The sequence below is a fragment of the Alicyclobacillus tolerans genome (assembly GCF_048984885.1).
Lineage (GTDB): Bacteria > Bacillota > Bacilli > Alicyclobacillales > Alicyclobacillaceae > Alicyclobacillus_I > Alicyclobacillus_I tolerans.
The window spans coordinates 84,932-111,272 of record NZ_JBMGNK010000002.1 but is presented as its reverse complement, the minus strand read 5'-3'; the positions used below and the strand labels follow the sequence as shown (position 1 = coordinate 111,272).

Annotated in this window: 23 protein-coding genes and 2 riboswitches; of the genes, 21 read left to right on the top strand and 2 right to left on the bottom strand. The window is 44.6% G+C overall.

Annotated elements, in window-relative coordinates:
* Positions 1 to 94 precede the first annotated feature (94 nt).
* From ACOJUR_RS00590 to ACOJUR_RS00555, 8 genes are all read left to right on the top strand, one after another.
* Positions 95 to 1,381 (top strand): IS110 family RNA-guided transposase, encoded by a 1,287-nt coding sequence (locus tag ACOJUR_RS00590; protein ID WP_420950471.1) that lies wholly within the window; start codon positions 95 to 97, stop codon positions 1,379 to 1,381.
* 650 nt (positions 1,382 to 2,031) lie between these two features.
* Positions 2,032 to 2,238: a hypothetical protein gene (locus tag ACOJUR_RS00585; RefSeq protein WP_420948987.1), complete on the top strand. Its 207-nt coding sequence runs from the start codon at positions 2,032 to 2,034 to the stop codon at positions 2,236 to 2,238.
* The gene (locus tag ACOJUR_RS00580; RefSeq protein WP_420948986.1) at positions 2,235 to 3,455 is read left to right on the top strand and encodes an MFS transporter; all 1,221 of its coding nucleotides are present in this window, start codon (positions 2,235 to 2,237) and stop codon (positions 3,453 to 3,455) included. The genes ACOJUR_RS00585 and ACOJUR_RS00580 overlap by 4 nt, the downstream gene beginning before the upstream one ends.
* Positions 3,456 to 3,760: 305 nt before the next feature.
* The gene (locus tag ACOJUR_RS00575) at positions 3,761 to 4,675 is read left to right on the top strand and encodes a CPBP family intramembrane glutamic endopeptidase (RefSeq protein ID WP_420948985.1); all 915 of its coding nucleotides are present in this window, start codon (positions 3,761 to 3,763) and stop codon (positions 4,673 to 4,675) included.
* Between the two features lie 212 nt (positions 4,676 to 4,887).
* Positions 4,888 to 4,951, top strand: a riboswitch (Fluoride riboswitch).
* A 102-nt stretch (positions 4,952 to 5,053) separates the two neighbouring features.
* A complete protein-coding gene (locus tag ACOJUR_RS00570) occupies positions 5,054 to 5,449 on the top strand; it encodes a fluoride efflux transporter FluC (RefSeq protein ID WP_165612016.1) in 396 nt (131 codons plus the stop codon).
* Positions 5,446 to 5,811: a fluoride efflux transporter FluC gene (locus tag ACOJUR_RS00565; RefSeq protein ID WP_238413583.1), complete on the top strand. Its 366-nt coding sequence runs from the start codon at positions 5,446 to 5,448 to the stop codon at positions 5,809 to 5,811. Before ACOJUR_RS00570 ends, ACOJUR_RS00565 begins: the two co-directional genes overlap by 4 nt.
* Positions 5,812 to 5,874: 63 nt before the next feature.
* Positions 5,875 to 6,630, top strand: coding sequence for a glycosyltransferase family 2 protein (locus ACOJUR_RS00560; protein WP_420948984.1), 756 nt, complete (start codon positions 5,875 to 5,877; stop codon positions 6,628 to 6,630).
* A gap of 18 nt (positions 6,631 to 6,648) precedes the next feature.
* The gene (locus ACOJUR_RS00555) at positions 6,649 to 7,434 is read left to right on the top strand and encodes an endo alpha-1,4 polygalactosaminidase (protein ID WP_203114844.1); all 786 of its coding nucleotides are present in this window, start codon (positions 6,649 to 6,651) and stop codon (positions 7,432 to 7,434) included.
* Between the two features lie 14 nt (positions 7,435 to 7,448).
* Here the strand turns inward: ACOJUR_RS00555 and ACOJUR_RS00550 are convergent, their stop codons facing one another.
* Positions 7,449 to 8,183 (bottom strand): class I SAM-dependent methyltransferase, encoded by a 735-nt coding sequence (locus ACOJUR_RS00550; protein WP_420948983.1) that lies wholly within the window; start codon positions 8,181 to 8,183, stop codon positions 7,449 to 7,451.
* A 282-nt stretch (positions 8,184 to 8,465) separates the two neighbouring features.
* Here ACOJUR_RS00550 and ACOJUR_RS00545 point away from each other — a divergent pair, with 282 nt between their 5' ends.
* The 7 genes from ACOJUR_RS00545 (at position 8,466) to ACOJUR_RS00515 (ending at position 17,613) form a co-directional block, all read left to right on the top strand.
* Positions 8,466 to 10,256: a hypothetical protein gene (locus tag ACOJUR_RS00545; protein ID WP_420948982.1), complete on the top strand. Its 1,791-nt coding sequence runs from the start codon at positions 8,466 to 8,468 to the stop codon at positions 10,254 to 10,256.
* A 170-nt stretch (positions 10,257 to 10,426) separates the two neighbouring features.
* A complete protein-coding gene (locus ACOJUR_RS00540) occupies positions 10,427 to 10,825 on the top strand; it encodes a DUF2304 domain-containing protein (RefSeq protein ID WP_072874954.1) in 399 nt (132 codons plus the stop codon).
* A gap of 29 nt (positions 10,826 to 10,854) precedes the next feature.
* Complete coding sequence (locus ACOJUR_RS00535; RefSeq protein WP_420948981.1) at positions 10,855 to 12,687, top strand: HD-GYP domain-containing protein; 1,833 nt, start codon at positions 10,855 to 10,857, stop codon at positions 12,685 to 12,687.
* Between the two features lie 70 nt (positions 12,688 to 12,757).
* A complete protein-coding gene (pelF, locus tag ACOJUR_RS00530) occupies positions 12,758 to 14,779 on the top strand; it encodes a GT4 family glycosyltransferase PelF (protein WP_420948980.1) in 2,022 nt (673 codons plus the stop codon).
* Between the two features lie 142 nt (positions 14,780 to 14,921).
* On the top strand, positions 14,922 to 15,308 hold the full coding sequence (locus ACOJUR_RS00525; RefSeq protein ID WP_129583637.1) for a hypothetical protein: 387 nt from the start codon (positions 14,922 to 14,924) through the stop codon (positions 15,306 to 15,308).
* Complete coding sequence (locus ACOJUR_RS00520; RefSeq protein WP_420948979.1) at positions 15,305 to 16,909, top strand: hypothetical protein; 1,605 nt, start codon at positions 15,305 to 15,307, stop codon at positions 16,907 to 16,909. The genes ACOJUR_RS00525 and ACOJUR_RS00520 overlap by 4 nt, the downstream gene beginning before the upstream one ends.
* Positions 16,910 to 17,013: 104 nt before the next feature.
* Entirely contained in the window at positions 17,014 to 17,613 is a 600-nt protein-coding gene (locus ACOJUR_RS00515; protein WP_420948978.1) for an MntP/YtaF family protein, read from the top strand.
* A 10-nt stretch (positions 17,614 to 17,623) separates the two neighbouring features.
* On the opposite strand, the gene ACOJUR_RS00510 is transcribed toward ACOJUR_RS00515, so the two are convergent.
* Positions 17,624 to 18,277 (bottom strand): hypothetical protein, encoded by a 654-nt coding sequence (locus ACOJUR_RS00510; RefSeq protein WP_420948977.1) that lies wholly within the window; start codon positions 18,275 to 18,277, stop codon positions 17,624 to 17,626.
* Positions 18,278 to 18,326: 49 nt separating this feature from the next.
* Positions 18,327 to 18,393, bottom strand: a riboswitch (Fluoride riboswitch).
* Positions 18,394 to 18,617: 224 nt separating this feature from the next.
* On the opposite strand from ACOJUR_RS00510, the gene ACOJUR_RS00505 reads away from it, so the two are divergent.
* From ACOJUR_RS00505 to ACOJUR_RS00480, 6 genes are all read left to right on the top strand, one after another.
* Positions 18,618 to 20,597: a heterodisulfide reductase-related iron-sulfur binding cluster gene (locus tag ACOJUR_RS00505; RefSeq protein ID WP_072874947.1), complete on the top strand. Its 1,980-nt coding sequence runs from the start codon at positions 18,618 to 18,620 to the stop codon at positions 20,595 to 20,597.
* A gap of 303 nt (positions 20,598 to 20,900) precedes the next feature.
* Positions 20,901 to 22,085 (top strand): acetyl-CoA C-acetyltransferase, encoded by a 1,185-nt coding sequence (locus tag ACOJUR_RS00500; protein WP_306953334.1) that lies wholly within the window; start codon positions 20,901 to 20,903, stop codon positions 22,083 to 22,085.
* Between the two features lie 75 nt (positions 22,086 to 22,160).
* Positions 22,161 to 23,018, top strand: a complete 858-nt coding sequence (locus ACOJUR_RS00495) for a 3-hydroxybutyryl-CoA dehydrogenase (RefSeq protein ID WP_306953332.1) — start codon at positions 22,161 to 22,163, stop codon at positions 23,016 to 23,018.
* A 50-nt stretch (positions 23,019 to 23,068) separates the two neighbouring features.
* A complete protein-coding gene (locus ACOJUR_RS00490; protein WP_072874944.1) occupies positions 23,069 to 23,848 on the top strand; it encodes an enoyl-CoA hydratase/isomerase family protein in 780 nt (259 codons plus the stop codon).
* Positions 23,849 to 23,925: 77 nt separating this feature from the next.
* Positions 23,926 to 25,059: an acyl-CoA dehydrogenase gene (locus ACOJUR_RS00485; RefSeq protein WP_072874943.1), complete on the top strand. Its 1,134-nt coding sequence runs from the start codon at positions 23,926 to 23,928 to the stop codon at positions 25,057 to 25,059.
* 97 nt (positions 25,060 to 25,156) lie between these two features.
* Complete coding sequence (locus ACOJUR_RS00480) at positions 25,157 to 26,305, top strand: acyl-CoA dehydrogenase (RefSeq protein WP_420948976.1); 1,149 nt, start codon at positions 25,157 to 25,159, stop codon at positions 26,303 to 26,305.
* The last annotated feature ends 36 nt before the right edge of the window (positions 26,306 to 26,341 follow it).

The following is a 26,341-nucleotide window of genomic DNA, read 5'->3' as shown; positions in this document are numbered from 1 at the left end:
GGTTTGAAACAAAAAGAGCGCCTCCTGTATGCTGGGTTCCGAATGCAGGACATTCATTCCCTAATTGAGGAGGACGCTCAACGTGAAGTATAAGATGCAACAGAAGCAAAATCAACGAATCCAACAAATTACCGACGCTACCATCATTGTGGGAGCGGACATTGCGAAGCAAACGCATGTAGCGAGAGCCATTGATTTTCGTGGAATTGAGCTCGGTAGAGAGTGCGTTTTTAGCAATGACGATGAGGGTCTGACGAAACTCGTAACGTGGATGACGGAGTTGCAACGGCTGCACGGCAAGACGGATGTCGTCTTTGGCGTTGAGCCGACCGGACACTACTGGTTCCCGTTAGGTGCCTTCATTCAAGACTTGAACGTTCGATTCGTGCTCGTGAATCCGCATCACGTCAACAAGAGCAAAGAGTTGGAGGATAACTCGCCGACGAAGAACGACTACAAGGATGCTAAGGTCATTGCGAATCTCGTGAAGGACGGCAAGTACACCGAGCCCAAACTCCCAACAGGTGTCTATGCGGATTTACGAATCCTCATGAACCTGAGGGAAAAGGTTATGGTGAATCTAGGTCAGGTGCAGCGGCGGATACAGAACTGGCTCGACCGGTTCTTTCCGGAATACACCCAGGTGTTCAAGGATTGGGAAGGCAAGGCATCTCTCATTACACTGCGTGAGTCTCCGTTTCCACAGGACCTCGTCTTACTAGGCGCCAGTGAGATTGTGAACCAGTGGAAAAGTGGCGGTGTGAAACGGGCTGTCGGTATAAAGCGAGCAAAATGGCTCGTAACAGCCGCTGAAAAGTCCATTGGTCTGAAAGAGGGACTCAAGGCTGCTCGGTTGGAACTGACGGCTCTACTGGAGCAATACGACATGTTCACTCGGCAACGTGACGAAATCATGGCTCAGGTGGAGCAACTGCTCAACCAGATTCCAGGCACTGACGAGATGCTGAGTGTACCAGGGATGGGTGTAACGACACTTGCTGGCTTCCTGGCTGAAGTCGGTGACCTTCAGGGATATGACCATGGGCAGCAGATCATTCGGCTTGCTGGACTCAATTTGAAAGAAAACAGCTCTGGCAAGAGAAAAGGGAAAACTGGCATCTCTAAACGTGGACGCTCACGGCTGAGGGCACTTCTATTCCGAGCGATATTACCGATGGTAGCTACGAATCCAGAGTTCAAGGCTTTGCACCATTACTATACGACACGAACATGCAATCCCTTGAAGAAGAAACAGTCGCTCATTGCGCTGTGTGGAAAGCTCATTCGTGTCCTGCACACATTGGGGACAAAGCAAGTACCGTACAACTCTGAAGATTTACTGGGACCGCTTCGGAAGTCCCAACTACAGATGGCTGCTTAACTGATTCAAACTCGTACTTCAACTTACTCGCTTGTGAGACACGATGAAAGACCAAGACAAACGAAAGCACGGATAAGCCGTAGTAACTATTCCATAAGGGCAACGACCCAGCAAAGGAGCAAGAAACGGCATCCACCCCTTGAGAGGTAGAACGAAGGAATGTGAGGGCATAGACCCAGTGTGACATGGGAGGGTAAACCGCAAGGGAACGTGTGGACATCCAAAGGTGCGAACATCATTATGTTCCATGTATTGGTAAATTAACGCCAATCTCTGTTCCTGCCACGGAGTATCCGTTTGAAAATTGGCACATCTAGCATTCTGGCAATCCCTCTCAAATTGTCAAGGTGCGTAATCGTGAGAATGAGAGAGTAAATAGAAGAAAACATTAATTTATAGTGGGAGGGAATCGGAGCGGCTTGTCGCCCCGCTCTTAATGTGGCGGCTTACAAAGCTGTCATGGAGGTCTTCAAGGCTATATCCCAGAACGACAACGTCTCGGTACGCCTGTTGTCGAAGATGTGCATACGTTCGTCGATCACGCAGAAATGTACGTAAATTTCATCTAAAACGAAGGACAGTAATTTTTCTGGACAGGGTCTATAATCAAGCTTATCATCTCTTTCCTTTCCGGGGGAGGTATGCAATCCTTGGCTGTTTGGGAAATAGCATTAAACATGGATGGTCTTGATCGAGGGATATATCGCTTGTTTGAAAATAAAATCCTTAAAGTGAATACGGTTCCGGACCATTCTGTAATTCAACAAGTGGAAGGGTTTGAAATCAATCAGTCGATGGTTGATGTGCCTGACTGCCCTGTTTGCGGCGTTCCCAGCACATCTGGGGTGAGCGCATGACTTTAGTGCGCAACCTTCTAATCGCTACCTATGCCGAATCTGCCGCAGGGATTCTGTATTCCCTTTCAATTACCTGGCTGGTTTATCTCATAACTCATAGTCCTTGGGCTCTTGGACTGTCCTTAGGTGTATATCTTGTGCCTAAGACATTCGGAGCCATGGTTGTCGGCCATGTTATGGACAACAAGTTTCGTCGCGTTTACATCATGGGCACGAATATTGTTCGTGCGCTTGTGGCTCTTGTGATTCCTATCGCGTGGGTGTTCTCTATTCGGACATTTTGGCTTATCCTCCTTGTGACGTTTTTTGAGGCCATCCTCGGATCTTACATCCATCTCGCCTACCAAGTCATGGCCAAGCATGGTGTCATATCGCGAGATTTGTTGCGGTTCAATGCGTTAATAGCATCTGGTACGGGGATCGTGGAAGTAGTGATACTTATTGCCATGAGTCTTTTTCTGCTGGGCCAGCCTTCAAACCGCCTCTTGCTGATAGTTTCCACTTTGATATGTATAAGCGCCATTGCCGTCGGACTCATTCCCGCCGAATCGTATCCCCAAGTTGCTGTGAATCCAGAAAGCATTTCTTGGCGGAATTTCAGAAAGGCCTTAGATTTTATAAAATCGGATTCCCGAGTTACGGTAATTTTGATTTCGGGGTTTGGTATTAATTTAGCGCTTGCACCGATTTTGTCGCAACTACCAGTGCTCGTGCGAATGCACTTTCATGCCCAATCGTCGTTTTATTCTATGCTGTTGGCCTGTATGTCGCTCGGAGTAGTAGTAGTCAGCTTGGTTATGGCCTATGCACGAGTGACTATTCGTCGACCCAAAGTCGCTTTGAATCTGGTTTTGACCGTAGAACTTGTCTTCGCTGGCATCATCGCGGCTGCAGGGGATGTCCGATCCCGGTTTATCGAACTCGTCTTATTTGCTCTCCTTGGAGCGGCGCAGAGTACGATTAACACCTTTGAAATTAGTTTGTTGCAGATGATTATTCCGCACAGGCTGGTTGCGAGGGTTCTCTCGGTGATTGTGACCGTCAGTGGCACGGGGGCCGTCATCGGTCTCGCATTGGCCGCATGGGGCATGAATATTGTGGGCCTTGTTTGGACATTTCTTTTGTTTGCTTTGTTTGCGTTAATTGCGGTGGCAATGTCATTCTTCTGGCTCTTTCAACTGCGGCGCAACGAGGAGGTTAAACTTGGAGAGGATTAAAATGAGTGTTCTGTTGAATGTTCCAGATACAACGGAATTTATGGTCATTGCTCAAAAGACTTTTTATCAGACCATTTGAGAAAAACTTAATTCACTATTCGTGGTTGTTAACCAGCGGTTCGGATGCCTTTGGACCTTTTCAAATACTAAATCCTGATGCTCGAGGCGTCCAATACGTCATTGGAAAAATGTTTTGTGAACGAAATGATAGATTTCAATGTCCCATTTTCTCTGAACTAAAGATGAGGACGCAGAAGCATGGGTGACGTCACAGAGAATGGATGGTGATAAGTTTGAAAGTGCACGTGAATAGAAAAGTTTGGATTCGATCTATAGCTGTCATTCTTTATTGTATGATCGCAATATGGGTGAACATTCGATTTCTTGGTGTGTTCCTGGGAAATGTGAATGTGGATAAATCAATTATCTGGAATTATGCGGTGGGTCTCTTTCTTTGCTTGATGGTTATTCTGATGACTCGTGGGCAACGGTCTCGTCCACTGCCAGTCTTTCCACACAAAATACGAGAGATAGGCTTTGCAGTTGCTATTTTACTCATTAATGCTGGAATACTGTTGTTAGTATGGACACATTTACACTTCATAATGAGAGCCATCGCGCTACTTGGCCATAAGTTGGGTCTCTCCAATCCTGAGGTCGTTTTAAAGTTGGGTAATGCCTTGTTCGTACTGCCCATATCCTTGTTTATTTTTTTCATGTGCTTTTGGCGGCTGAAAAGTAATCGAAAGACACTGGTCTCCATGACATGGAAAGATGGCATCATTGTTATCGTATTTCTTGGCTTGACGACGGCGATTGCTTTCCTAAGAAATCAAATATTTGGTCTTCCCAACACAAATTTGTTTCCCCCTCTTTCCTTGGCCAGTATTCTTGTTTTTGTTTTTCAGTTCTTTATTAATGGATGGCAAGAAGAAACTTTATATAGAGGTTATTTGGTCCCACTAATGCTTTCTTTTTTACAATCTCCTTTTCTCAGTCTTTGGTTTGCGAGTATCTTTTTTGATGCAAGTCACATTCCATTATGGATTTATGGAATTCATTTTAGCTCTATCGCTTGGTGGCAATATATCCTGTTCTGCATATTTCCTTTTCAACCGACGGGCTGGGTATTCGGAGTTCTGTATTATAGGACTCGCAGAGTGTTACCGGTTGCCCTTTACCATACTTACCTGTTATGGGGTTTTCCCTTTATTATGTGATCTGGTATTAGGCTGAACTAGTGGGCACAGCAAATCGAGACCCCTTATAAAACAAGAGTTTTCTGGAATTGTTGATACAATCTGATACATAGGATTATTGTCTTGACAAATAGTGGCGTGACTTCGTAGACTAAATAAAGTCTAAGCAAGGATATTCAGCAAAAATGACTGACATATCTACTCCTTATTTGCATAGACTGGATTAACCATTGAGTGATATCGGTGATGGAGCTCACCAGAAAGCCTCTACAAGAGGATGATGGCTCCTGCAAAAGCTAAATGCTTTTGCAGGAGCCTGTTTGTTTTTATCCAACTTCCACGCAGATTTTCTAGGGAAGGTTTTTAGGATTGAGGTTTATGAAGAGAGGGGGACATGTCATGAAATTAGGAGCGATTGTAACAGGTGCGATTATTGGAGGGGTATTGCGGTTTTGTCTCAGTGTCTGGATTCCAACGCCAGAAGGGTTTCCGCTCGGAATATTGTTCATTAACTTGTCTGGCTCCTTGCTTCTAGGAGCTTTTCAGGCTTATGTCGCCCAGAAATCGTTGCCGGAGTGGCTCATTCTCGGCTTGAGTACGGGATGTATAGGTACATATACGACATTTTCTTCCTATTGTTTAGGTGTTCAACAATTAGCCATTCACCATTTGGGATGGGCTGTCTTTTACGCGCTAGGAAGTTTGATAGCAGGACCTCTCACAGCCTTTTTCGGTGAATGGATGGTAAACCTCAGTGTGCGCAAGTTGCATGCCGTGAAGGAGTTGTCGGTATGAATGCCATGATGTTATTGCTGGTCAGTATCGGATCGGCCTTAGGAGCTTTGGCGCGTTATTGGGTAGGTAAGCGAACCATCAGTCTTGGAACAGATGTTTTTCCCTGGAATACATGGCTGTTGAATAGTACAGGAACATTTTTGCTGGGGATTTTTTTTCAAGAATTTAGTGTCCTTCATCATTGGATTGCTCTTTGGATATTGCTCGGTGAGGGATTTTGTGGGGGCTTTACTACTTTTTCAACATTATCTGTGGAAGTTGTCCGATTGATGAGGAGGAAGCGAATGCTTGCTCTCGTTTATTTGAGCAGTTCGCTCAGTTGTGGATGGTTGCTAGCCTGGCTGACTCATTGGTGGCTGTGACAACCCCTCCAATCGTTGTACAATGAAGGGAAATGAATTTGCAGGTGAAGAGGAGAAACTGCGATGAGGGCATTGATGATCGTTCCAGCCTTCAATGAAGGAAGCAATATTGAAAAAGTGCTGATTTCATTAAAAAAGGAACAGCCGTTTCATTCCATTGTAGTCATCAATGATGGTTCCATAGATGATACCGCTGAGCGCGCTGCCTTGATGGGAGTAGAGGTGCTTTCTCATTCATGTAATTTAGGGTACGGCGCAGCTTTGCAGACGGGATATCGATACGCTGCTCGCCACTCGTATGATTGCGTGGTGCAGATAGACGCAGATGGACAACATAGTCCGCAAGATGTTACGACGCTTCTGGCCGCTCTCTCTGAAGGGGACGCCGATATCGTGATTGGCTCTCGTTACAAAGGGGATGCCAGTTTTCAGCCTGGTCTAGCCAAAGGTTTTGTCATTCGGTTTTTTCGAAAAATCATCTTCTGGATTGGCAAACAATATGTGTCTGATCCAACTTCTGGTTTACGGGCGCTGAATCGGGCCGCTTTTTCTTATTACAGTCAATCCGCACAGTTTCCAGCGGATTATCCAGATGCCGATTTTTTAATCGATGCTTGCTTAAGAGGTTGGAAAATCAAAGAAGTGGGGATAAGCAATCAAAAAAGAACCTCTGGCAGAAGTATGCATTCAGGTCTCCGTCCCTTTGTCTATCTTTTGAAAGTCAGCATGAGTATTATGGTCAATCTTCTCGTTTATCTATTGGATGTCAAGCAGTCTGTACAGTCTGTGAGTGACTGTTCAGAATCGAAATCAAAGTGAGGAGAAATCCAAGAATTCATGGTTCGAGAACGCATTTCTAACCTACATCGTTTCGCAGTCTACTATGGGCGAGGATCACTGCAGGATTTAGCTGAGTACGATATGGTGATTCTGGAACCCGCTCACTATCAAGAAGAAGAAATTCAATATCTTAAAAGCAGACAGACACTGGTGATGGCCTATGCAAGCGTTATCGAGGTGCCTGAGTATCACCCGCTCTATCCTTTACTGAGAGAGGATGACTTTCTTCGTAAAAAGGGTGAAAAAATAGTGCAGCCAGTTTATGGAGGATTTTATGCCGATCTCGCTTCCCCCCATTGGCAGACCCTTCTCCACCGTCATATTGGTCAGTTGTTGGTTCATTCTCATTACGATGGTGTTTTTTTAGATACTATCGGTAATGTGGAGTGGCCGGAACTGCCAGATAAAACAAATCAATTGAATGCTGCCATGCAAATTGTCGCGAGTTTACGCAAATGGTTTCCACAGCACGGAATTTTGCAAAATAATGGATTAGAGACACTGGCTAACCATACGGCTCCGTTTCTGGACGCCATTATTTGGGAAAACGTTCCGCTCGGTGACTCGGCAAGTGCAGCTTGGATAGAAATCGTCAATCAACGGCTGCGCAACCTTCAACAAAAATACGCTGTACGTACTTTGCTGCTTTTTGACAGACTGGAAAAGATGACGCGACAAGAAATATTGCGGCGGCGTCAGTTTGCTGATTTAAATCAATATCCAGTCTACTTCGCAGAGACTTATTTTCAGGGAAAAGTTACTCCCGTAAACCGTCATATATAACCCAAAAGCGTTTTTTAACGAATTCTTTTTGCAATCACAAATAAATAAGGTGAAAAAAATCGATTAGGATAATTTTCTAATCCTAGGGTGGTCGTCAATGAACGAAGACCAAGAAATAGTTTTCTGCGTAGAGAGTGTTTCACTAATTCAGCATTGTCTGGATTGAAATAGAGAAAGCAGGATTTATAGTATCCACTAAAAACAATTTCAAAATTGTTGGATTCTTTGATAGGTGCTTGCAAGGCTTGCAGATTCATCGCCTTTGGATTGTGGATGGCTAACAATGACGGATTCAATATACGGTAGAGAAGAAAATTAAAATAGCGAATATTGGGAACTTCTATGACCAACCATCCCTGAGGCGCCACCAATTGCATATGTCGTTCTATGACCTCTTGAGTATTTTGAAAATGTTCTACAAAACCAAACGATGCAACGACATCGTATTGACGTTTAGGAGTATACGAAAAAAAATCCTCACCTGAGAGTTCCTCTGGGACAATGCCATGATGCTTTAAAAGCTTTCCCACCTGTTCAATATTCGAGTAGTCGATTCCTGAAACGCGGTAACCAAATTGGTTAGCAAAATAGATGAGATTAGTGCCTGGTGCACAGCCGATTTCGAAGTAACTTGCGTTCTTTGGCAGGTAATGTTGGAATATATCCGAAAATATATGCTTTTGAAAATCACTCCTAGTTTCTTGTTGCCAATAAGCATCCCAAAACTTCTTCTCAGACAAGCGTTCCATGACTTTGACTCCTCTTTTGCAGTCTGGTTCTCTATATTGAGTGTGGGAAACACCTTCGCTGAATGCTTGTATTTATCCATAAGTGAGATACACTTGAAATGAAAATAGCCCTGTATTTGGAGGCGTGGGCCCATCGTTGACTACGGCTCGTTCTTTAATCAGCTTTTTCATCTATTTCATTTTGCCATTGCATTGGTTGTTTTTTTTCTATTGTTTCCTCGCTGGCTGTTTCGACAAGTTGATGGCTCCAGAAGTGACCGGTTTTGGTCTTCTTATCTACGCATGAATTGTCTATTGATGATTATTGGTTATGTATTAGTAGTTTTCAAAATTTTTGCCGGCATCAGCGTGTTGGCTTGTCTGTTTGGAATCCTGGTATTTCGTTTGCGCCGGGCACCTCACAGGACACGTTTAGCGGCCCTTGGGGGAGCGTTTTTTTACAGCAGCTTGGAAAGTCAAAGTTGGTGGGTTCACCTAAGACAAAAGTTGAGAAAACGCTGGGCAATAATTTATCGTGATTTGCGTCGTTGGCATTTTAGCCATCGGACAATAGAAATTTTTACTTTTTGGGTCGTTTTTGTCCTGTCCGTCTATATTCGCTCTTATGATGCATTGGTCCATGCGGCACCTAGTATGTCAGATGGGTACACCACATTGACATGGGCCAAATATATTGACATGAACCAATTATTTCATGATGGAATTTATCCTCAAGGTTTTTATATATACATTGCTCTTATCGGTAAATTAGCACTTGTGAATTTATTATATATTTTGAAGTATAGTGGGGCTTTTAACAACAGCCTTGTGGTTTGGAGTATCTACTACACTCTAAAAAATTTAACAGGCAAGGCCAATGGCGCGCTTGTTGGCATGGCTCTGTATGGCGTTTTTGGATATCTAATCTTGCAAGACGATTGGAGTCGCGTAGGAGCCAGTCTTTCGCAAGAATTCAGTTTTGTTTTTGCCTTGCCAGTGCTAGTCTTTGCCTATAAATATTTAAAGAGTGGCAGACCAGAAGAAGGATATACCGTTTTCTTTGGTCTATCGGCAGCCGGTTTAACACATCCATTTGGTTATGCACTGGCACTTCTTTGTGCCGGATCGCCACTTTTGGCTGAATGGCTGGTTCAACATTTGCGTTGGAATCGAAAAATGACATGGATGACTGGTGCCATATTGGCTTCTTTATTTGTCACTTTATGGCCGCTTGCTGTGGGTCGATTGCTAGGCCATGCAGTGAATGCTGCTTCGGTTACTTTCATTCATGCTCATCAGGCGATTTCATTTCCTCAACTCACTTGGCTGGATATCCTAGGAGCCGCATGCAGCTTGTTTCTCTGTGTGATAGGTGTCCTTCATGTATTGCGAGGCGACTCTCTCACTTTATCCATAGCTTTGGCAGGTTTGCTCATGTTTACACTTTATGAATGGTTGGCTCCTCTTTCCCAGAGCGTCGCGTTGTCGTCACGGGCGATTGATATGTGGGCCATTATAGAAGCGCTGGTCATAGGATACACAGTCTATCTGCTTCTTTTGTTTTTTCCCGTACGGGCGTGGTGGCAATGGACACAGGCGGTGGGCATTTATGCGCTGTTCCAAGGAGCTGTTGCTTTCTGCGGTGTCAATCCAATTATTCCTTATAAATTGTTGTCCAATCACAATGTCGAACAGTATTTACAAATAGTCAAACAACAAACAAATGGAAGCTATTTGTTGGTAGCTCCTGATCAATATTATTCTCTGGTGCTCGATACAGGTTATTTGATGCATGTCAACGCGTTTGTGCATGAATTTAATCCAAAGGCAAGGATACCGTTGACAGCGTATGGAGCCGGGAAACCTTCCTTAGCCATTCCGCATGACGTGTATATCATTTATCCAAAACATCTGTACGAAATTAATTCAAGTCTGAGTATTTATCCAATTGAGAAAAAGATATATCAGCAGGATGAACTCGCATACCGGAATCTGGCTCATTGGTTGCGACAGTATCAAAGTGCGGGTCATTCTTTACAAATTGAATATGATGGACCTAATACTACGGTTTATCTGATTTATAACAATAAATAAATACCATAAAATTAAAAACGCAATATGTTATTTAAAGTAAATTAAAATAGAATGGAACTATGTCTATCATTTTGCTCGAAGATACCTTATAGTGTATGGTTAGAATAAAGGATAAAAAACCATAGAAAAGATATATTCTTGCAAGCTGTACACGGTAGGTGGTGTATGGGGTGAATGATGTACTGCGGCTTACGGTGTTCTGTCTAGGATTCATTTTTGCCTTGACGAACGGTTATTTGCTCATAAAACGAAAATTAACAGAGCGTTTTAGCATTTTGTGGTTGTTTATTTTCGTGTTGATTATGCTCATTTCTATTTTTCCAACGGTCCTCAATCAAGTAGCATACCTTCTTGGTGTCACTTATCCGCCCTCCTTATTGTATCTAATGGCTATTTTAGGCATGCTGTCCATCATGATTTATCAGTCCATTCAACTTACTGTACTTGACCAAAAAGTGCGCACCATGAGTCAGACGCTTGCCATCCTGGAAAATGAATTAACAGCTTTACGGCATCAGGGATGGGAGTTAAGGCCCGAGACAGCGGCAACTGAAGAAGGTGTGCAGTGAGATTGAGTATGGATTTTTCGCATCTTACTATGACATTATTTTGGTTCATTCTTCTAATCGTTTTTATAATCATTGTCATCCTTGGCAGTTTGCTCTTTAGGCAGGTCCGCTGGCGAAAACATTACGAAACAGAAATGAATCGTATGGAACGAATGGCACAAGAAATTCGTCCAACGGCGAGAATAGAAGAAAATCTGGCTGCCGTGTTACGGATTCTTTCCAGTATGCATGAAGCGCCTAATTATGCAGCATATGTTCTCGACAAGCGGAGCCAACGATATATACTCAAAGCAACATTGCACCCATTTGACAAGTTTTCTAATACAGGTCCATCCTATAGCGGCTTGGCTGTCGACAGTCGAGAAAAGTATTTGCCGCCTATGGTTTTGGAAGCGGATGCCACCCGTGCATCAGTTCAGGTTATATATGAAGGTGAAGTTCCCTTGCTCTCTATGCAGACGGAGGGGAAATTGGTTCTTTTTCGCATTGGTCCAGTATATCGAGTGGCTAAGCCAATCCGAATGGAGATGCGAAAATTTCTTCATCAATATAGTAAGTTAATCGAAGATGTAGTCGCTTTGGAAACAGCCCGTCTCCAACAGGAAATTGCGAGTTTGGGGGAAGATGCTGTTAAAAAGGTGGCCAGACTTTCAACGGACGAATCGTCCGCTTTGGAACTTATTGTGCAATCTTTTACAGGATTTTCAGGCTATTGCGGTGGCGCATTTTTTCGCGCTGCGGAGAATGAAGAGCAAGCGGTAATCGCTGTAGGGGCTTTGCGAGGCTTGAGATCAAGACTCAAGCAGGACCAGGAACTTCAGGATATGCTGAAGACATGGATAGAAGGCCGCCCTTATTGCTTCATAGGACGCCAATCACAAGAATTTTATCAATTACCGGGTTATCTTACAGTTAGCGATGTAGGTGCCGTGTTGATCGTGCAGATTCCTCAGCAGGGTATCTTGCTGATTTGTTTTGGGGCAGATCTGGACAACAAAAATGCCCTGCGCCCTAATGAGAGCCAAATTCAGTTACTTGTCGATCAAATGGTACAAATTTCTAGTTTTTCTTCTCTTCATCGTAGACTGGGGCGTTCTTATTCCTATATGCTGTGGAATCTTTCCAATATGGTAGATGACTTTAATCCTTACACGGTGGGTTATTCTGAAATGATGGCGCGCTATTCGTTGGTCGTCGGAAAGCGAATGGGTATGACAGAAGAAGAACTGCGGGATTTAGCGCTAGCGGCACATTTGAGCAATATTGGCGTGATCGGACTCAATATGGAGCTGCTCAGTAAAGAAGGTGTCTTTAATGATGCGGAATATGAGTCCATTAAATTGCATGTTCAAATAGGAGCTTCCATGATTCTGATTGCTTCTGGAAATGAGCGCGCTGCTCAATACGTACTCTATCATCATGAACGTATAGATGGGTTAGGCTTTCCGGAAGGATTAAAAGGGGAGGACATCCCGCTAGGGGCAAGAATTATTCATGTTATACAAGTCTTTCTCGCCAAAATTAATGGAAGAGCATGGAGAACTCCCCTTTCTTTCGAAAAAGCGCTAGAAACTTTACAACAAGCAGCAGGGACACAGTTGGATGGCCGTGTGGTCAACGCGTTTGTAGACTGGTGGAAAGAACGTGCCCAAATGCCGGAAGTAAACAATCGCACGCTGGCTCCCTGTTATGAGTTGTGTTGTACGCCCAAGCATATCTGTCAGGCTTGTCCGGTCTACCAGTCTGCAGCACCGCGTTGCTGGGAAGTTGGCAATCATCTTTGTAAAGCGCATGGACGGGAATGCAAAACTTGTTTTGTGCGTACAGAATTTCTCTATCGCAATAAAGAATTCGTACATTAAATGTCGGTCTTGGCGATCACGCTGCAGTTTCCTGTGTAAGCTAGGTGGAATAGGAAGGAGGCTCCCCCTGATGGAGGATAAAATCTCAGTTTTGTTAGTTACAGAGGGTACTTATCCATTCAGTCAGGGTGGGGTTAGCCAGTGGTGCGACATTCTGATGAAACGTCTCACAGCAGTTGATTATAAAGTGTTCAGTATTGTCATGGACCCGTTTGTGACTCAAAAATTTGATATTGGTGAACGGAATGAATTGATTCGTGTGCCGCTTTGGGGAACAGAAGAACCGAGTGAACATCTGGATACTCCCTTTAGTTCTACTTATCTGGCTAAGCAAAGAACAACCGATGAAGTCATACAGCAGATGTTTATTCCGCTATTTTTGGATTTAGTCGGCGAATTGCTTACCGAAGAAAAAAATAGCTATGTTTTTGCTGAAACGATTGTCGCATTGTACGATTTTTTTGTGCAGTACGATTACAAAGTTTGTTTTAAATCAGAATTGACTTGGCGTGCTTATCGGAGTTATTTGCTGGAGTTGGAGAAAGAAGCTCAATTTTTTCGTGCCGAACCGGATATTTATTGTACCTTGCAAAGTTTGGGATGGATTTATCGCTTTTTCAATATCATCAACACGCCAGTTCCCAAAACCACAATTACCCACGCTTCTGCTGCTTCTTTTTGTGGCTTACCTTGCGTGGTTTCAAAATTAAAATATGGAACACCTTTTCTGCTTACAGAACATGGAATATATTTGCGTGAACAATATCTGTCCCTCTCCAAGCGCGGGTATCCATCGTTTCTGAATACTTTTTTAATCCGCATGATTCAATCAGTGACCGATTTATGTTATGCATTCGCGGATCAAATTTCACCAGTTTGCGCTTACAACATGCGCTGGGAAAAGCGTTTGACAGATAGACACGAACGGATTCAAGTCATTTACAACGGTGTCGACCATACTCTGTTTTCCAATATGCAGGATGTAGCGCATGATAGTCCAACGGTAATTACGGTTGCGCGCGTGGATCCTATTAAAGATTTGCAGTCTTTGCAAAGGGCTGCGCTTATAGTCAAACAACACATTCCAAATGTGCAATTTTTGATCTATGGTTCCATCAGTGTGCCTGAGTACTACGATGAATGCTTGGCGTTGAATGAGAAACTGGGTCTGCAGGAAACAGTCCATTTTCTTGGTCATACCTCGGATATAGTCAAAGCTTACGAAAGCGGTGACATTGTCGTACAAACCAGTGTTTCCGAGGCGTTTCCCTATTCCATTGTGGAAGCCATGTTTGCAGGTAAGCCGATAGTCTCTACAGATGTTGGCGGTATCTCTGAGGCTTTGGGCGATCACGGTATATTGGTTACACCCGGAGATGTGCAGGGACTGGCGGAAGGTATCATTCGTTTGCTGGAGCAGCCTCAATTGGCTAGCGAGATGGCGAGTGAGGCAAGGCAGCGAGCCATGAGCATGTTTACACTGGAAAAAAATCTAGAACAATATTTGAAATCCTATATCAAGCTGGCTCTAGTACGCCAAGTTGCGGAAACTCAGACTGCGGAATGGAGAGAAAATGTTCCGTCAATTGAACCATTCATTGAACCTGAAAATCAATATAATGAGGGTAGGATTAGAACTGAACAACTGTTGGCAGAACGTGGTTATGCGTTAAAAGATATTGGACATATACAATTGGCCATTGAGCATTTTGAGAAGGCCATTCAACTGACTCGCCATCCGTCGATCATTTCCATACTTTGGACAGAAATCTCACTTTTATATATGAGCCTGGGTGATACAGTTCAAGCACAACGAGCGTTGATGGAGTCTCAGCGAATAGAGGAGCGACTTCATCGCCGGCGCCAGCTTCAGGCGGCAGAACGTGCTTATGCACTGCGCGATTTGAAAATGTATCCGCAAGCTATCAAACTGTTGGAGCAAGCGCTGAAAGAAGATCCGAATCAATTAGCGGCACCTATATTTTTGTTGGATTTAGTTGAATTATATTCTTCCGTTGGGCAAGAGGAGAAAGCGAAAGAGTATTTGCGTAAATTTGAGATGATTCAATACATCATGGATTTCGCAGGTTAAAAAGACAGCTGGAATCGTACTGTGAAAGCGAGAGAATATTATGGAGAGTTTATGGTCAGAAATTGAATCCTATCTCAAATTTTGGACAGAAGAGAGTGAAGGCAGGCCGCATATCACATTTGCATATCCCTTTTCAATGGAGATGCCGAAGGAACAACAGATTCAGGAAATGAGGGTTACGTTGCAGCCAGTCAAAGAGGCATTTGACTCTAGCCTTCAAACTTCCACGACAGTATCTTCTGCTTCGGCAAACACCGTCGAAAAAACACAAGAAGAAAAGTTTTCCCTGCCTGCTTCCATGCCCAAAACTACGTTTCTGCCGAGTGAAGTAGTAGAACAGCATGAAAATCTGAAAATGCGTTATATCGTCGGTAAAAAGGCGGGGAGTGATCTGTTTACACGTTTTGGGAAACGTATCATTGCTCGAGGTGAAACGATTACCAAAGAGATAGTCGAAGAAGCGGATCGGGAAGGGAAACTGGTGGAATTGATTTTAAATATGGTTATTGATGAGCTGGATAAGACATGAGCTTTCCTCCAGATAAGATCAATCCTTCATTCGATTTATATGAAAAATTGCTGTTGGAAGTACTGGAACGGCACATTCAACCAGAAAATGAATGGGAAATTGCAGCCATATTAGAGTCTTTTGGATGGACAGATAAAAGGGTTGAGCAAGAACTGGGCTTACATGATGTTTTTCAGCTTGCCCGTATTCTCTGGCCCATGACGCATCGCAATATTGCCACTGCAGCTAACAGCTATCGCCAGCAGACGTCTTATGTGAAACGCTGGATAAGCGTTATCAAGCGTTTTATACGAGGAACTTTTTTTGCCTTGCCTATGTTGATTGGCATTGCATCCATGCTATTTTTTCGCTTTTCTCTGTGGTCTTATGAACAAGCGTCTGTCAAGACGGCAACCGCTATTGCAATAGGCACGGTACTGAGTTTCTTGACAGCAGGCGGCTTTATGCAGACAATTTCTCGTCGGGGCTTTTTCTATCTTCTTCAGGGTTACTATCGAATGGCAGGCATCATATCGCTGCGTATTGTTCGAACTAGCCTGCTTTTTTCGTTAGCAGTCAGTTTTGCTTTAGCCCTGTTCAATGTACTGTTTCCCATACTTCCGTGGCACATGTTTGTCATTACAATTTCCTTTTACATGGCTTTAAACGCTATTTGGATGGCTGTAACCTCCCTGTATCTACTTCAACAAGAACTGGTTTTTTCCGGCCTGTTGATATTAGGGATAGGGTTTGTCTATATTGGGTTTCATTATTTTCGTCTAAATATATTAATTTCCCAGTTATTGGCCATTGTAGCTATTTCGATAATAGGGGCTCTACTTGTCACCTATTTTTTTCGTCGTGCAGTTGCTCGCGGGGAGCGGGGGATTAATCCTTCTCTACCGAAGACGACGGTGACAGTCTATTCTGTAGCACCTTATTTTCTCTATGGATTTTTATATTATTTATTGCTATTTATGGATAGATTAATGGCTTGGACAGCAACGGGGCAATCGCTGCTTCCGCTGGCAATTTGGTTTCGGGGAGATTACGAAGTAGCTCTTGACTTTGCGCTCATTATGCTTGTTGTTCCGATGGGATTGATGGAAGTAAGTGTCTATCGTTTAATTGTCGAGGCAATTGAAAGTCAACAACAATACACTCTTTCGATGGCTGAAGAATTGAGCAACATCATCAGGCGCAAATATTTGCGCAGTCTGTTGCTCATGCTCGGAGTTTCGCTGATAAGCGCGTGTACAGATTATGTAGTCTTTCGCTTTGTGTTGGCTGAATATATTGTGCATTCATTGCATGAGCCCATCTTTACAGGCTATACCATAAAAGTATTTCTCCTTGCGCTGATTGGCTATACCTTGCTGTCAATCGCTTTAATGAATGCAATTTTAATGTTTTCTCTATCTCGGCCTGACGGTGTGATTCGTCCCTTGCTATGGTCCATTGCTTTAGACGCGCTAATCGGTTTTCTGCTCAGTCGCTGGTTTGGTTATCCTGACGCGGTCTTTGGATTGATGGCAGGGGCGCTGTTATTTTCCACTTTAACGACGATAAATGTTTTTCGTATCCTGACGAACGTTGATTATCATCTCTATTTACTTTCCTAAATCCTGCCCTCCCAACAATTTCAGGCAAGTGCCGTGGACCCTTGTCTATTTCGACTCAGTATGTCTTGAACATACGCTGTGGAGACATAGGAAGGTGTCTGCACATGTTGCTCGGAATGGTAGGTGTGAGTGCCTCTGTAGGTTTTTTGGGTGCTGGTTTAACCACGCTGGAGCAAGAGGATTTTGTGGCAGGTCATCCTCAAAAATCTAGATGGTTGGGATGGCGAAACAAGTTAGCCGTGATTTCGCTATGGTTTTGCCTTTTGGGAGGATCGACGGCTGAAAAAATCATTACAGAAGAAAATTTTTTCCATTTTACTTGGCTGGGTTCAGTCATACTCATAAGCATGGGTTTGTGGATTTTAATAGAGATTGATCGCGATTTCATACAAGACATCCATGATGAAAAGGTATCCGTTCTGATTCATGAAAAAATGATGCTGGCACTTGCCTTTTCACTCGAAAATCTATCCATTGGGCTCAGTCTTGGATTTTTGCATGAGTTTATCAGTTGGGCTGTGATAGCAGGCTTTTTATTAGCGTTATTTTTAGTCTCGGGCTCTAGGATATTCCAATCGAGCAGAAAACCATCAGCAACTCATTCTGAACATTCCACAATATTTTTCAACAGGTGGATGAGAATAGCGATTTCCATTGCCGTTTCCTCGCTCTATTTGGGATTAGGCATCTACCATCTATTTTGAACCATCCAGGTTATGGGGCGTTCTGTCGTTTTTGAAAAAAGAAACGCAATCCCAATCCAATGGATAAAATGGCTGCCGTCATCAGGCTTTGCAAGGTTGTTTGCGGGGCATCATCAAGTGACAAAATCCATGCATGGATAACGGGTGTTTCCATGCATAGCGCTGCAGCTGCCCAGGCCATCATGCCAGCACCCAGAGGGAGTATCCACTGCTGTTTTTCCGCCTGTTGAGAAAGGAAATAGGCAACCAGAAAAAAGATAGGTAATGTGATAGCGGTTGTAAAAAGCAATCCTATACGATTTCCTTTTGTCATCATGCCAAGCCATAAGATATTATCCAGATTTCCGATTGCCGTAAAACTGAAGATTTTTAGCGTTGTAGGAATGCTATACCATGGTCGGCGGGCAGAAATGCGGCTCAAGGTCTGGATGCTCATCCAACTCAACAAGAGAATCGCCAAAAAGCGGAATACAACCGCCTGTAGCAAATAATCCATACTGCTGACCATTGCAATTTGCCATAAACTAAGTAAAATTCCAGTTTGAATCAGAGCGTTGCGCCGTTCTTGCGGCATAAATCCGGTAGGTAATAGAATTCCAGCCAATAAGGCGTTGTCTATACTTGTGATGAGCGAGACCAAAAACAGCTGCAATGTGGAAGACATGTTTCACCTCAAAACCAAAAAAGTACCCCTACTGTCTGTGAATGAAACGAGAACAGTAGGGGCCATTAGCCAGTTCATTCCGGCAGTTCACGGTGAGCTCCATCACCGGATTCAATTGTCCAATTCTTATGAATGAATGGAGCAGAACATGACAAACCTTGGACTTTCTGTTAAGACGAAATTCTTTTTGTAACCGGATCGGCAAAAAATCTGAGAATGCGCTATACATACCAACCAGTCGGTAGGTATAATATGTGCTAGCGATGTTCGTGCCGGCTGCTATACAAAATGTGACCGCGCACGTTTATACTAGTCATGAACGCACGGAGGAGGGGCGCCTATGTGGTATATCATTCAGGGAATTGTGTTTGTCCTCGTTTTTGGGACAGCGCTTTACCTGTTTGGCACAGCTGTCAGACAACGTTACTTGTATTTGAAATTGGCAGCGCCTGACCCCACACGTTTTGACAAACCGGGGCAAAGATTGAAAAGCTTCGTAGTCAATGTGTTGGGACAACGGAAGGTTTTAGCCGAACCGTCCGGGTTAGGACATTTTTTTATCTTTTGGGGCTTTCTATTTCTAGTATTTGGCGATCTCGATTTTATTGTTTATCACATCCTTCGTTTTCATCTGCCTTGGGCAACTTCTCCTGTCTATCTGTTTATTGAGGAGATGTTCTCTTGGTTTGTGCTGGTGGCCATCATTGTGGCGGCTATTCGCCGCTATGTGTTGCGTCCTATGCGCGTGGAGCAGACTTTCGAAGGCGGCTTTATTCTCTTTTTGATTGGGACAATTGTTGTCACTTACTTTATTGCCACAGGTGCGGATATGGCCTTGGCGGGAAGTTACGGTGGATGGTATTCGCCGGGTGTTTCGCTGATCGCGCGTTGGTTGGCGCCTCTTTCAAAGAGTGGGTTGCTGGCAATTAGCGAAATTTGTTTTTGGCTGCATATTCTTGCAATCTCCACATTTCTCTATTTTATTCCTCGTTCGAAACATATGCATATGATTGGCGCACTCTTTAACTGGTACTTCAAGAAGTACGAGCCTGCTGGCAAGCTTCGCAAGCTCGATTTGGAAGACGAGTCTATTGAGGAATTTGGTGTAGGACAAATACAGCAATTTACCTGGAAACAGTTATTAGACGGCTATGCCTGTACGGAGTGTGGGCGTTGTCACATCAATTGTCCAGCAACCTTGTCAGGAAAACCGCTCTCTCCTAAGCATCTGATTTTGAAGATGAAAGAGGCTATTGTTGCTGAAGGTCCTCAGTTATTGCAACAAAAAGCGGCTGGAGCAGAAACTCTCAGTACACATCCGGTTTTTGAAGGAGTATTTACTGACGAGGAAGTTTGGGCTTGCACAACTTGCCGTGCTTGTGAAGAAGCCTGTCCGGTAGCGAACGAACATGTTCAAGACATTATCGATCTGCGTAGGTATTTGGTGTTGACAGAAGGAAAAACATCGCCGGAAGTTACCAAGGTTTTTAGTAATTTAGAGAGACAGTCCAATGAATGGGGTATTAGTAAACGTGAACGTGCGGCTTGGGTTGGAGACTTGCCTGTCAAAACCATGGAGGAAGTGGAAGGGAAGGCCGAGTATCTGTTTTTTGTCGGTACAGCCGCTTCTTATGATCAGCGCAATCAGAAAATTGCCCAAGCGTTTGCGCGTATTCTTCTGGCGGCAGGCGTTGATTTTGCGATTCTCGGTACAGAAGAAGAAAGTGATGGCGATTCTGCACGCCGTTTAGGCAACGAGTTTTTATATCAGGAGTTTGTGCAGCGCAACATTGAAATTTTCCAAACATACGGCGTGAAAAAAATTATTACGACCGATCCGCATGCGTTTAATACTTTCAAAAACGAATACCCTGATTTTGGGTTTGAGGCGGAAGTCTATCATAGTACGCAATTTGCGGCAAAATTGATTCAAGAAGGAAAACTGAAGCCAACCCACCGGATCGAAAAGAGAATTACCTACCATGATTCCTGCTATTTGGGCCGATATAATGACATCTATGATGCGCCTCGTTTTATCCTGGAAGCTATTCCGGGGCTGGAGCTTGTAGAAATGGAGCGTAGTCGGAACAAGAGCATGTGCTGTGGCGCTGGCGGCGGTGGTATGTTTAAAGAAGAGGGCGGTGCTTCCCGTATCAATGTAATGCGGGCTAAACAGGCTCTGGATACTGGGGCTGAAGTGGTTGGCACAGCCTGTCCATATTGCATGACCATGCTGATTGATGGTACAAAAGCGAATGGAGCAGAGGAAAGATTGGAAACGTTTGATGTCATCGAACTGCTCGCACAGTCCATTGCTTGAGGAATAAGGGATGAGGGGCATAAAAGTGGGTTTATCCAAAACTCTCAGCTTCTCTGTTACGCATGGAGTATATTTTCATGGGAATTTTGAAATGAATAAGCAACTATCGGAGCTGTCCAACGATTCTTGGGCAGCTTCCCGATTGTCTGCAGAAGTTTGCAAATCATGTTGTGTCCATTTGAAAATGACCAGGCTTTCCCTTTGGTTCTTGTCGCTATCTCGGCTATCATAATGACAGAAAGTGAAAAGAGCGGGAATTTTGCTTGCTGAAAACCATCATCAGTCTAACAGGAGGCGGACGAGATGAGAAAATCGGTGATTGTCAGCGCGGCACGCACACCGTTTGGCAAATTTCAAGGTGCTTTGTCCAATATGAAAGCGGTTGAGTTAGGTGGTATAGCCATTCGCTCCGCACTTGAAAGAGCGAATCTACCGGCCGGTCAGGTGGATTCGGTTATTATGGGAATGGTACTACAGGGCGGTGCTGGACAAATTCCTGCTCGACAGGCTGCGAGACTGGCTGGATTGCCGTGGGAAGTGCCAAGCTTAACCATTAATAAAGTTTGTGCGTCCGGTTTGCGAGCAGTCACGTTAGCAGACGCGCTGATTCGCGCGGGTGATATTGAGGTAGCTGTGGCGGGAGGAATGGAGAGTATGTCCAATGCTCCCTACGCGTTACCTGCGGCGCGAGGCGGCAATAAAATGGGCGATGTACCTCTTGTCGATTTGATGGTTCATGATGGATTAACATGCGCATTTCATCAAGTTCATATGGCGGTTCATGGCAGTGATGTGGCGGCAGAGCTGGGTATTACACGTGAAGAACAAGATCGGTTTGCCTTGTTGAGCCACGAGAAAGCAATAGCCGCAGCAAGAGAAGGAAGGTTGCGGGATGAGATAGTTCCCGTATCAGTGCCCACACGCAAAGGAGACTTGCTGGTGGAGGCTGACGAATGTCCGCGAAGTGATACGTCGCTTGAAAAACTGGCAGCTTTACCCCCGGTGTTTCAGGAAAATGGTTCGATCACGGCAGGAAACGCACCGGGAGTGAACGATGGAGCGGGAGCGCTTGTGCTCATGTCTGAAGAACGAGCCGCGTTACTAGGTCAAAAACCTCTGGCGTTCATCCATGGATATGCAGAAGCAGCACTTGAAGCAAAATATATTGCCCTGACTCCAGCGCTCGCGATATCTCGACTTTTGGATAAAACGGGTTATCGCCTAAAAGACATTGATTTATTTGAGGTCAACGAAGCGTTTGCTGCGGTTGCTTTAGCTACGGGCAACAAACTGGCTTGGGATACTGAAAAAGTCAATGTGAATGGCGGAGCCATCGCTTTTGGACATCCTATTGGAGCAAGTGGAGCGCGTATATTGATGACTTTAATCTATGAACTGCGTCGTCGTGGCGGTGGTCTCGGCATAGCGGCAATTTGCAGTGGGGCGGCACAGGGGGATGCAGTATTGGTGGAAGTGCCGCGAAATTAAGCTTGCCTGAGTTACAAAGAAGATGTAAGAAAGTTCACGTTCATCATTTGAGACAATGGGGAGTGTTATCGACTAATGGCAGAGATACGTAAAGTGATGGTTATAGGTGCAGGTCAAATGGGGAGTGGTATTGCACAGGTAGCTGCAGAGGCGGGACTTCAAGTTGTTTTGAATGATATTCAAGACGAATTTATCCAACGTGGTTTGGCTGTCATACGTAAGAATTTGCAACGCGCAGTAGATAAAGGGCGCATGGGACAGGAAGAAATGGCTGCTGTGTTGGGACGGATTGAGACGAGTTGCCAGCTTGATGCAGGTTCTGACGCAGATATAGCGATTGAAGCAGCCACAGAAAATATGGATATCAAATTGGGGATATTTCGCAAATTGGATGAGTTGATGAAGGGTGACGCTATCTTAGCTTCCAATACATCCTCTTTGCCAATAACAGAGATTGCTGCTGTCACTCGTCGTCCTGAACAAGTCATTGGTATGCATTTTATGAATCCAGTACCTGTGATGAAATTGGTGGAAGTTATTCGCGGTTTAGCCACGAGTGATGCGGTTTATACAGCTGTGCATGAATTGGCAGAGAAAATGGGTAAAACGGCAGTGGAGGTCAACGATTTCCCGGGTTTTGTCTCCAACCGTGTTCTATTGCCTATGATTAACGAAGCGATTTACTGTGTCTATGAAGGAGTGGCTACACCGGAAGCGATAGACGAAGTGATGAAACTTGGCATGAATCATCCGATGGGACCGCTTACCTTAGCTGATTTTATAGGACTTGACACGTGTTTGGCGATTATGGAAGTGCTCTATGAAGGTTTTCGTGATTCCAAATATCGCCCTTGTCCCTTGTTGCGCAAGTATGTGAAAGCAGGGTGGCTTGGGAAAAAATCAGGTCGTGGTTTTTACGTGTATAACGATTAAAGCTTTTGTAAGCAGTGAAAATATACAATTGACAAGTGAGGGAAATGTGAATGTCTGAAGAGTATGTAAAGCTTGTGGTTGAAGGTACGACAGCAAAATTAATCTTGCAGCGTCCGAAGCAGTTGAATGCTCTCAATCAAGAAGTTATCCGTCAATTGGACGCTCATTTAACTCAACTGGAGAAACAAAAAGATGTGCGTTCCGTCATTCTTTGTGGAGAAGGCAGAGCTTTTGCGGCTGGCGCAGATATTGCCGAGATGGTTGATATAGATAGCCTCCAAGCTGCTGAATTTTCACGTCTTGGTCAAAAGGTGTTTGCCAAACTTGAGGCACTTCCTCAACCTACCATTGCGCTCATTCAAGGTTACGCTTTAGGTGGTGGACTGGAGGTGGCCCTGGCTTGCGATATTCGTATTGCGGCAGAAGGTGCTAAATTGGGGCAGCCGGAAGTGAGTATTGGTGTATTGCCTGGATTTGGTGGAAGTCAACGGTTACCACGAATCATAGGTCAGGGACGAGCCTTGCATATGCTTTTGACCGGTGAGCCAATTGATGCTCAAACGGCATTGGCTTATGGACTCGTTACGGCTGTGGTCAAAGAAGAAGAATTGATGGAAGAGGGCATTAAGCTTGCCAACAAGTTTGCCAAGTTGCCTGCTAAAGCTCTCCATTTTATCAAGAGAGCGGTTTATGAAGGGGCAGAGACCGATCTCGAACGAGGTACTGCTCAGGAAGCAGCCTTTTTTGCTCTTGCTTTCTCAACAAATGATCGCAAAGAGGGTATGCAGGCTTTTCTCGAACGCCGTAAACCGGAATTTCGTGGAGAATAAATTGGTTATGCATCTTTAAAATAAATCATGAAATTCGGGAAGATACGAAGAAACCTGGATAAAGGTGTCGATGGGTCATGAATTTCGAATTCACATCTGAACAACAAGAAATTCGTAAAATGGTGCGCGATTTTGCCCGAGAGGTCATTCTGCCCAAAGCGGCCGAGATTGACGAAAAAGACGAATTTCCAAGAGAAATCATACGACAGATGGGCAATCTCGGAATGATGGGTCTGCCTATTCCAGAAGAATGGGGTGGGGTAGGCGCTGATTTTGTCTCTTATATTTTGGCTATTGAAGAGATTTCTTACGCGTGTGCAGCTATTGGCGTCATACTCGCTGTTCATACTTCAGTGGGTACATTTCCGATTCTATACTTTGGCACAGAAGAACAAAAACAAAAGTATATTCCCAAATTGGCACAGGGGGAATGGATTGGCGCCTTTGCCCTGACGGAACCTGGAGCCGGATCGGACGCATCTTCCATTCGTACACGTGCCGTGCGTGATGGGGATTCGTATGTGCTGAATGGCAGCAAAATGTTTATTACCAATGGCGGCGAGGCGGATGTCTACTGTGTTTTTGCGGTGACCAGGCCAGAAAAAGGAAGTCGTGGTATCACAGCATTTTTGGTAGAGAAAGATACTCCGGGTTTTCGCATAGGCCGCAAAGAGCGGAAAATGGGGTTACATGGCTCTTCTACTGTAGAATTGCTATTTGAGGATGCTCGTGTACCTGTCGCCAATCGTCTGGGAGAAGAAGGCGCAGGCTTTAGTATTGCCATGCGCTTGCTCGATACAGGTCGAATTGGGATTGCCGCCCAAGCTCAGGGCATAGCACGGGCAGCGTTTGATGCAGCGAATCAGTACGTCCGCGGTCGCAAGCAGTTTAACCAGTCGCTTTTTGACTTTCAAGCCGTACAGTTTATGTTGGCAGATATGGCGACCAAAATTGAGGCATCGCATTGGCTGATTTACAATGCGGCCAATCGTAAAATGCGCAATTTGCCATGTGCGAAAGAGGCCTCCATGGCAAAAGTATTCGCTTCAGACGCCGCCATGCAAATCACGACGGATGCAGTCCAATTGTTTGGAGGGTACGGATATATAGCGGACTATCATGTTGAGCGGCTGATGCGCGACGCCAAAGTCACACAGATTTATGAAGGAACGAACCAAATTCAACGCATTGTCATAGCCCGTCATATTTAAATCAAGAGAATCCCGCGTAAAGGTTTCTTCATCGGGTTCTAAAGCCTTCTGCCCGACATGTGTTTGCACAAGATAACAGAGAGGATGAAAGATACTTATGAAATTTACTTTGGACAAGGAACATGAACAGCTTCGCCAGTTAGTTCGTGAATTTGCTGAGAATGAGGTTAAGCCAGGGGTGGCGGAACGGGACGAAAAGGAGTATTTTGACCGAACAATCTTTGATAAGATGGCTCAGTTGGGGATTACAGGAATTCCTTGGCCGGAAGAATACGGCGGCGCAGGCATGGATTATCTCGGCTACGTGATTGCTGTAGAAGAATTATCACGAGTGGATGCATCTGCAGGGGTTGTGCTTTCAGCACACACATCATTGGCCGGTTATCCGATATATCGATTTGGGACAGAAGAGCAGAAAAAGAAATATTTGGAACCTATGGCGTTAGGTGAAAAGCTCGGGGCATACGGTCTGACGGAACCGGGAAGCGGATCGGACGCTGGTGGAATGCGTACTACAGCGGTTCGCGATGGGGATAGCTATATCTTGAATGGCAACAAAGTATTTATCACAAACGGTGACGCTGCGGAGACTTACGTTGTCTTTGCTTCGACCGATCGCGCTCAAAAAACACGTGGTGTGACTGCCTTTATTGTCGAAAAGGGGACACCTGGATTTCGCATTGGCAAACATGAGAAGAAGATGGGTATTCGCGGTTCAACAACGGTTGAGCTGATCTTTGAAGATTGTCGCGTTCCGCTGGCCAATCGTCTTGGTGAAGAAGGATTTGGCTTTAAAATCGCCATGATGACACTGGATGGTGGGAGAAACGGAATTGCTGCGCAAGCGGTTGGCATTGCCCAAGGAGCGTTTGAAGCAGCGCGCGACTATGCGCAATCCCGTGAGCAGTTTGGCGCTCCAATTGCCAATTTGCAGGCGATTCAGTTTAAGCTAGCAGATATGGCCACCAAAATTGAAGCAGCGCGTTTGCTAACCTATCAAGCAGCATGGCTGGAATCAGAAGGGTTGCCCTATGGACAGGCGTCTGCAATGAGTAAAGTGTTTGCTTCCGATGTAGCCATGGAAGTGACCACAGAGGCTGTGCAAATTTTTGGTGGTTATGGATTTATTCGTGAATATCCAGTAGAACGCATGATGCGGGATGCTAAAATTACTCAGATTTATGAAGGTACAAACGAAATTCAACGATTGGTTATTGCTCGTCATGTTTTAAACAGTCAGCGCTGACAGATGTTGTTATCCATCGTCACCCTTAGAAAGGAG

Bases quoted from the DNA above. Each gene is read 5' to 3' on its own strand.
- ACOJUR_RS00590 (WP_420950471.1), top strand. From the start codon at position 95: ATGCAACAGAAGCAAAATCAACGAATCCAACAAATTACCGACGCTACC.
- ACOJUR_RS00580 (WP_420948986.1), top strand. From the start codon at position 2,235: ATGACTTTAGTGCGCAACCTTCTAATCGCTACCTATGCCGAATCTGCC.
- ACOJUR_RS00570 (WP_165612016.1), top strand. From the start codon at position 5,054: ATGAAATTAGGAGCGATTGTAACAGGTGCGATTATTGGAGGGGTATTG.
- ACOJUR_RS00565 (WP_238413583.1), top strand. From the start codon at position 5,446: ATGAATGCCATGATGTTATTGCTGGTCAGTATCGGATCGGCCTTAGGA.
- ACOJUR_RS00560 (WP_420948984.1), top strand. From the start codon at position 5,875: ATGAGGGCATTGATGATCGTTCCAGCCTTCAATGAAGGAAGCAATATT.
- ACOJUR_RS00555 (WP_203114844.1), top strand. From the start codon at position 6,649: ATGGTTCGAGAACGCATTTCTAACCTACATCGTTTCGCAGTCTACTAT.
- ACOJUR_RS00550 (WP_420948983.1), bottom strand. From the start codon at position 8,183: ATGGAACGCTTGTCTGAGAAGAAGTTTTGGGATGCTTATTGGCAACAA.
- ACOJUR_RS00545 (WP_420948982.1), top strand. From the start codon at position 8,466: ATGAATTGTCTATTGATGATTATTGGTTATGTATTAGTAGTTTTCAAA.
- ACOJUR_RS00535 (WP_420948981.1), top strand. From the start codon at position 10,855: ATGACATTATTTTGGTTCATTCTTCTAATCGTTTTTATAATCATTGTC.
- pelF (WP_420948980.1), top strand. From the start codon at position 12,758: ATGGAGGATAAAATCTCAGTTTTGTTAGTTACAGAGGGTACTTATCCA.
- ACOJUR_RS00525 (WP_129583637.1), top strand. From the start codon at position 14,922: ATGCCGAAGGAACAACAGATTCAGGAAATGAGGGTTACGTTGCAGCCA.
- ACOJUR_RS00520 (WP_420948979.1), top strand. From the start codon at position 15,305: ATGAGCTTTCCTCCAGATAAGATCAATCCTTCATTCGATTTATATGAA.
- ACOJUR_RS00515 (WP_420948978.1), top strand. From the start codon at position 17,014: ATGTTGCTCGGAATGGTAGGTGTGAGTGCCTCTGTAGGTTTTTTGGGT.
- ACOJUR_RS00510 (WP_420948977.1), bottom strand. From the start codon at position 18,277: ATGTCTTCCACATTGCAGCTGTTTTTGGTCTCGCTCATCACAAGTATA.
- ACOJUR_RS00505 (WP_072874947.1), top strand. From the start codon at position 18,618: ATGTGGTATATCATTCAGGGAATTGTGTTTGTCCTCGTTTTTGGGACA.
- ACOJUR_RS00500 (WP_306953334.1), top strand. From the start codon at position 20,901: ATGAGAAAATCGGTGATTGTCAGCGCGGCACGCACACCGTTTGGCAAA.
- ACOJUR_RS00495 (WP_306953332.1), top strand. From the start codon at position 22,161: ATGGCAGAGATACGTAAAGTGATGGTTATAGGTGCAGGTCAAATGGGG.
- ACOJUR_RS00490 (WP_072874944.1), top strand. From the start codon at position 23,069: ATGTCTGAAGAGTATGTAAAGCTTGTGGTTGAAGGTACGACAGCAAAA.
- ACOJUR_RS00485 (WP_072874943.1), top strand. From the start codon at position 23,926: ATGAATTTCGAATTCACATCTGAACAACAAGAAATTCGTAAAATGGTG.
- ACOJUR_RS00480 (WP_420948976.1), top strand. From the start codon at position 25,157: ATGAAATTTACTTTGGACAAGGAACATGAACAGCTTCGCCAGTTAGTT.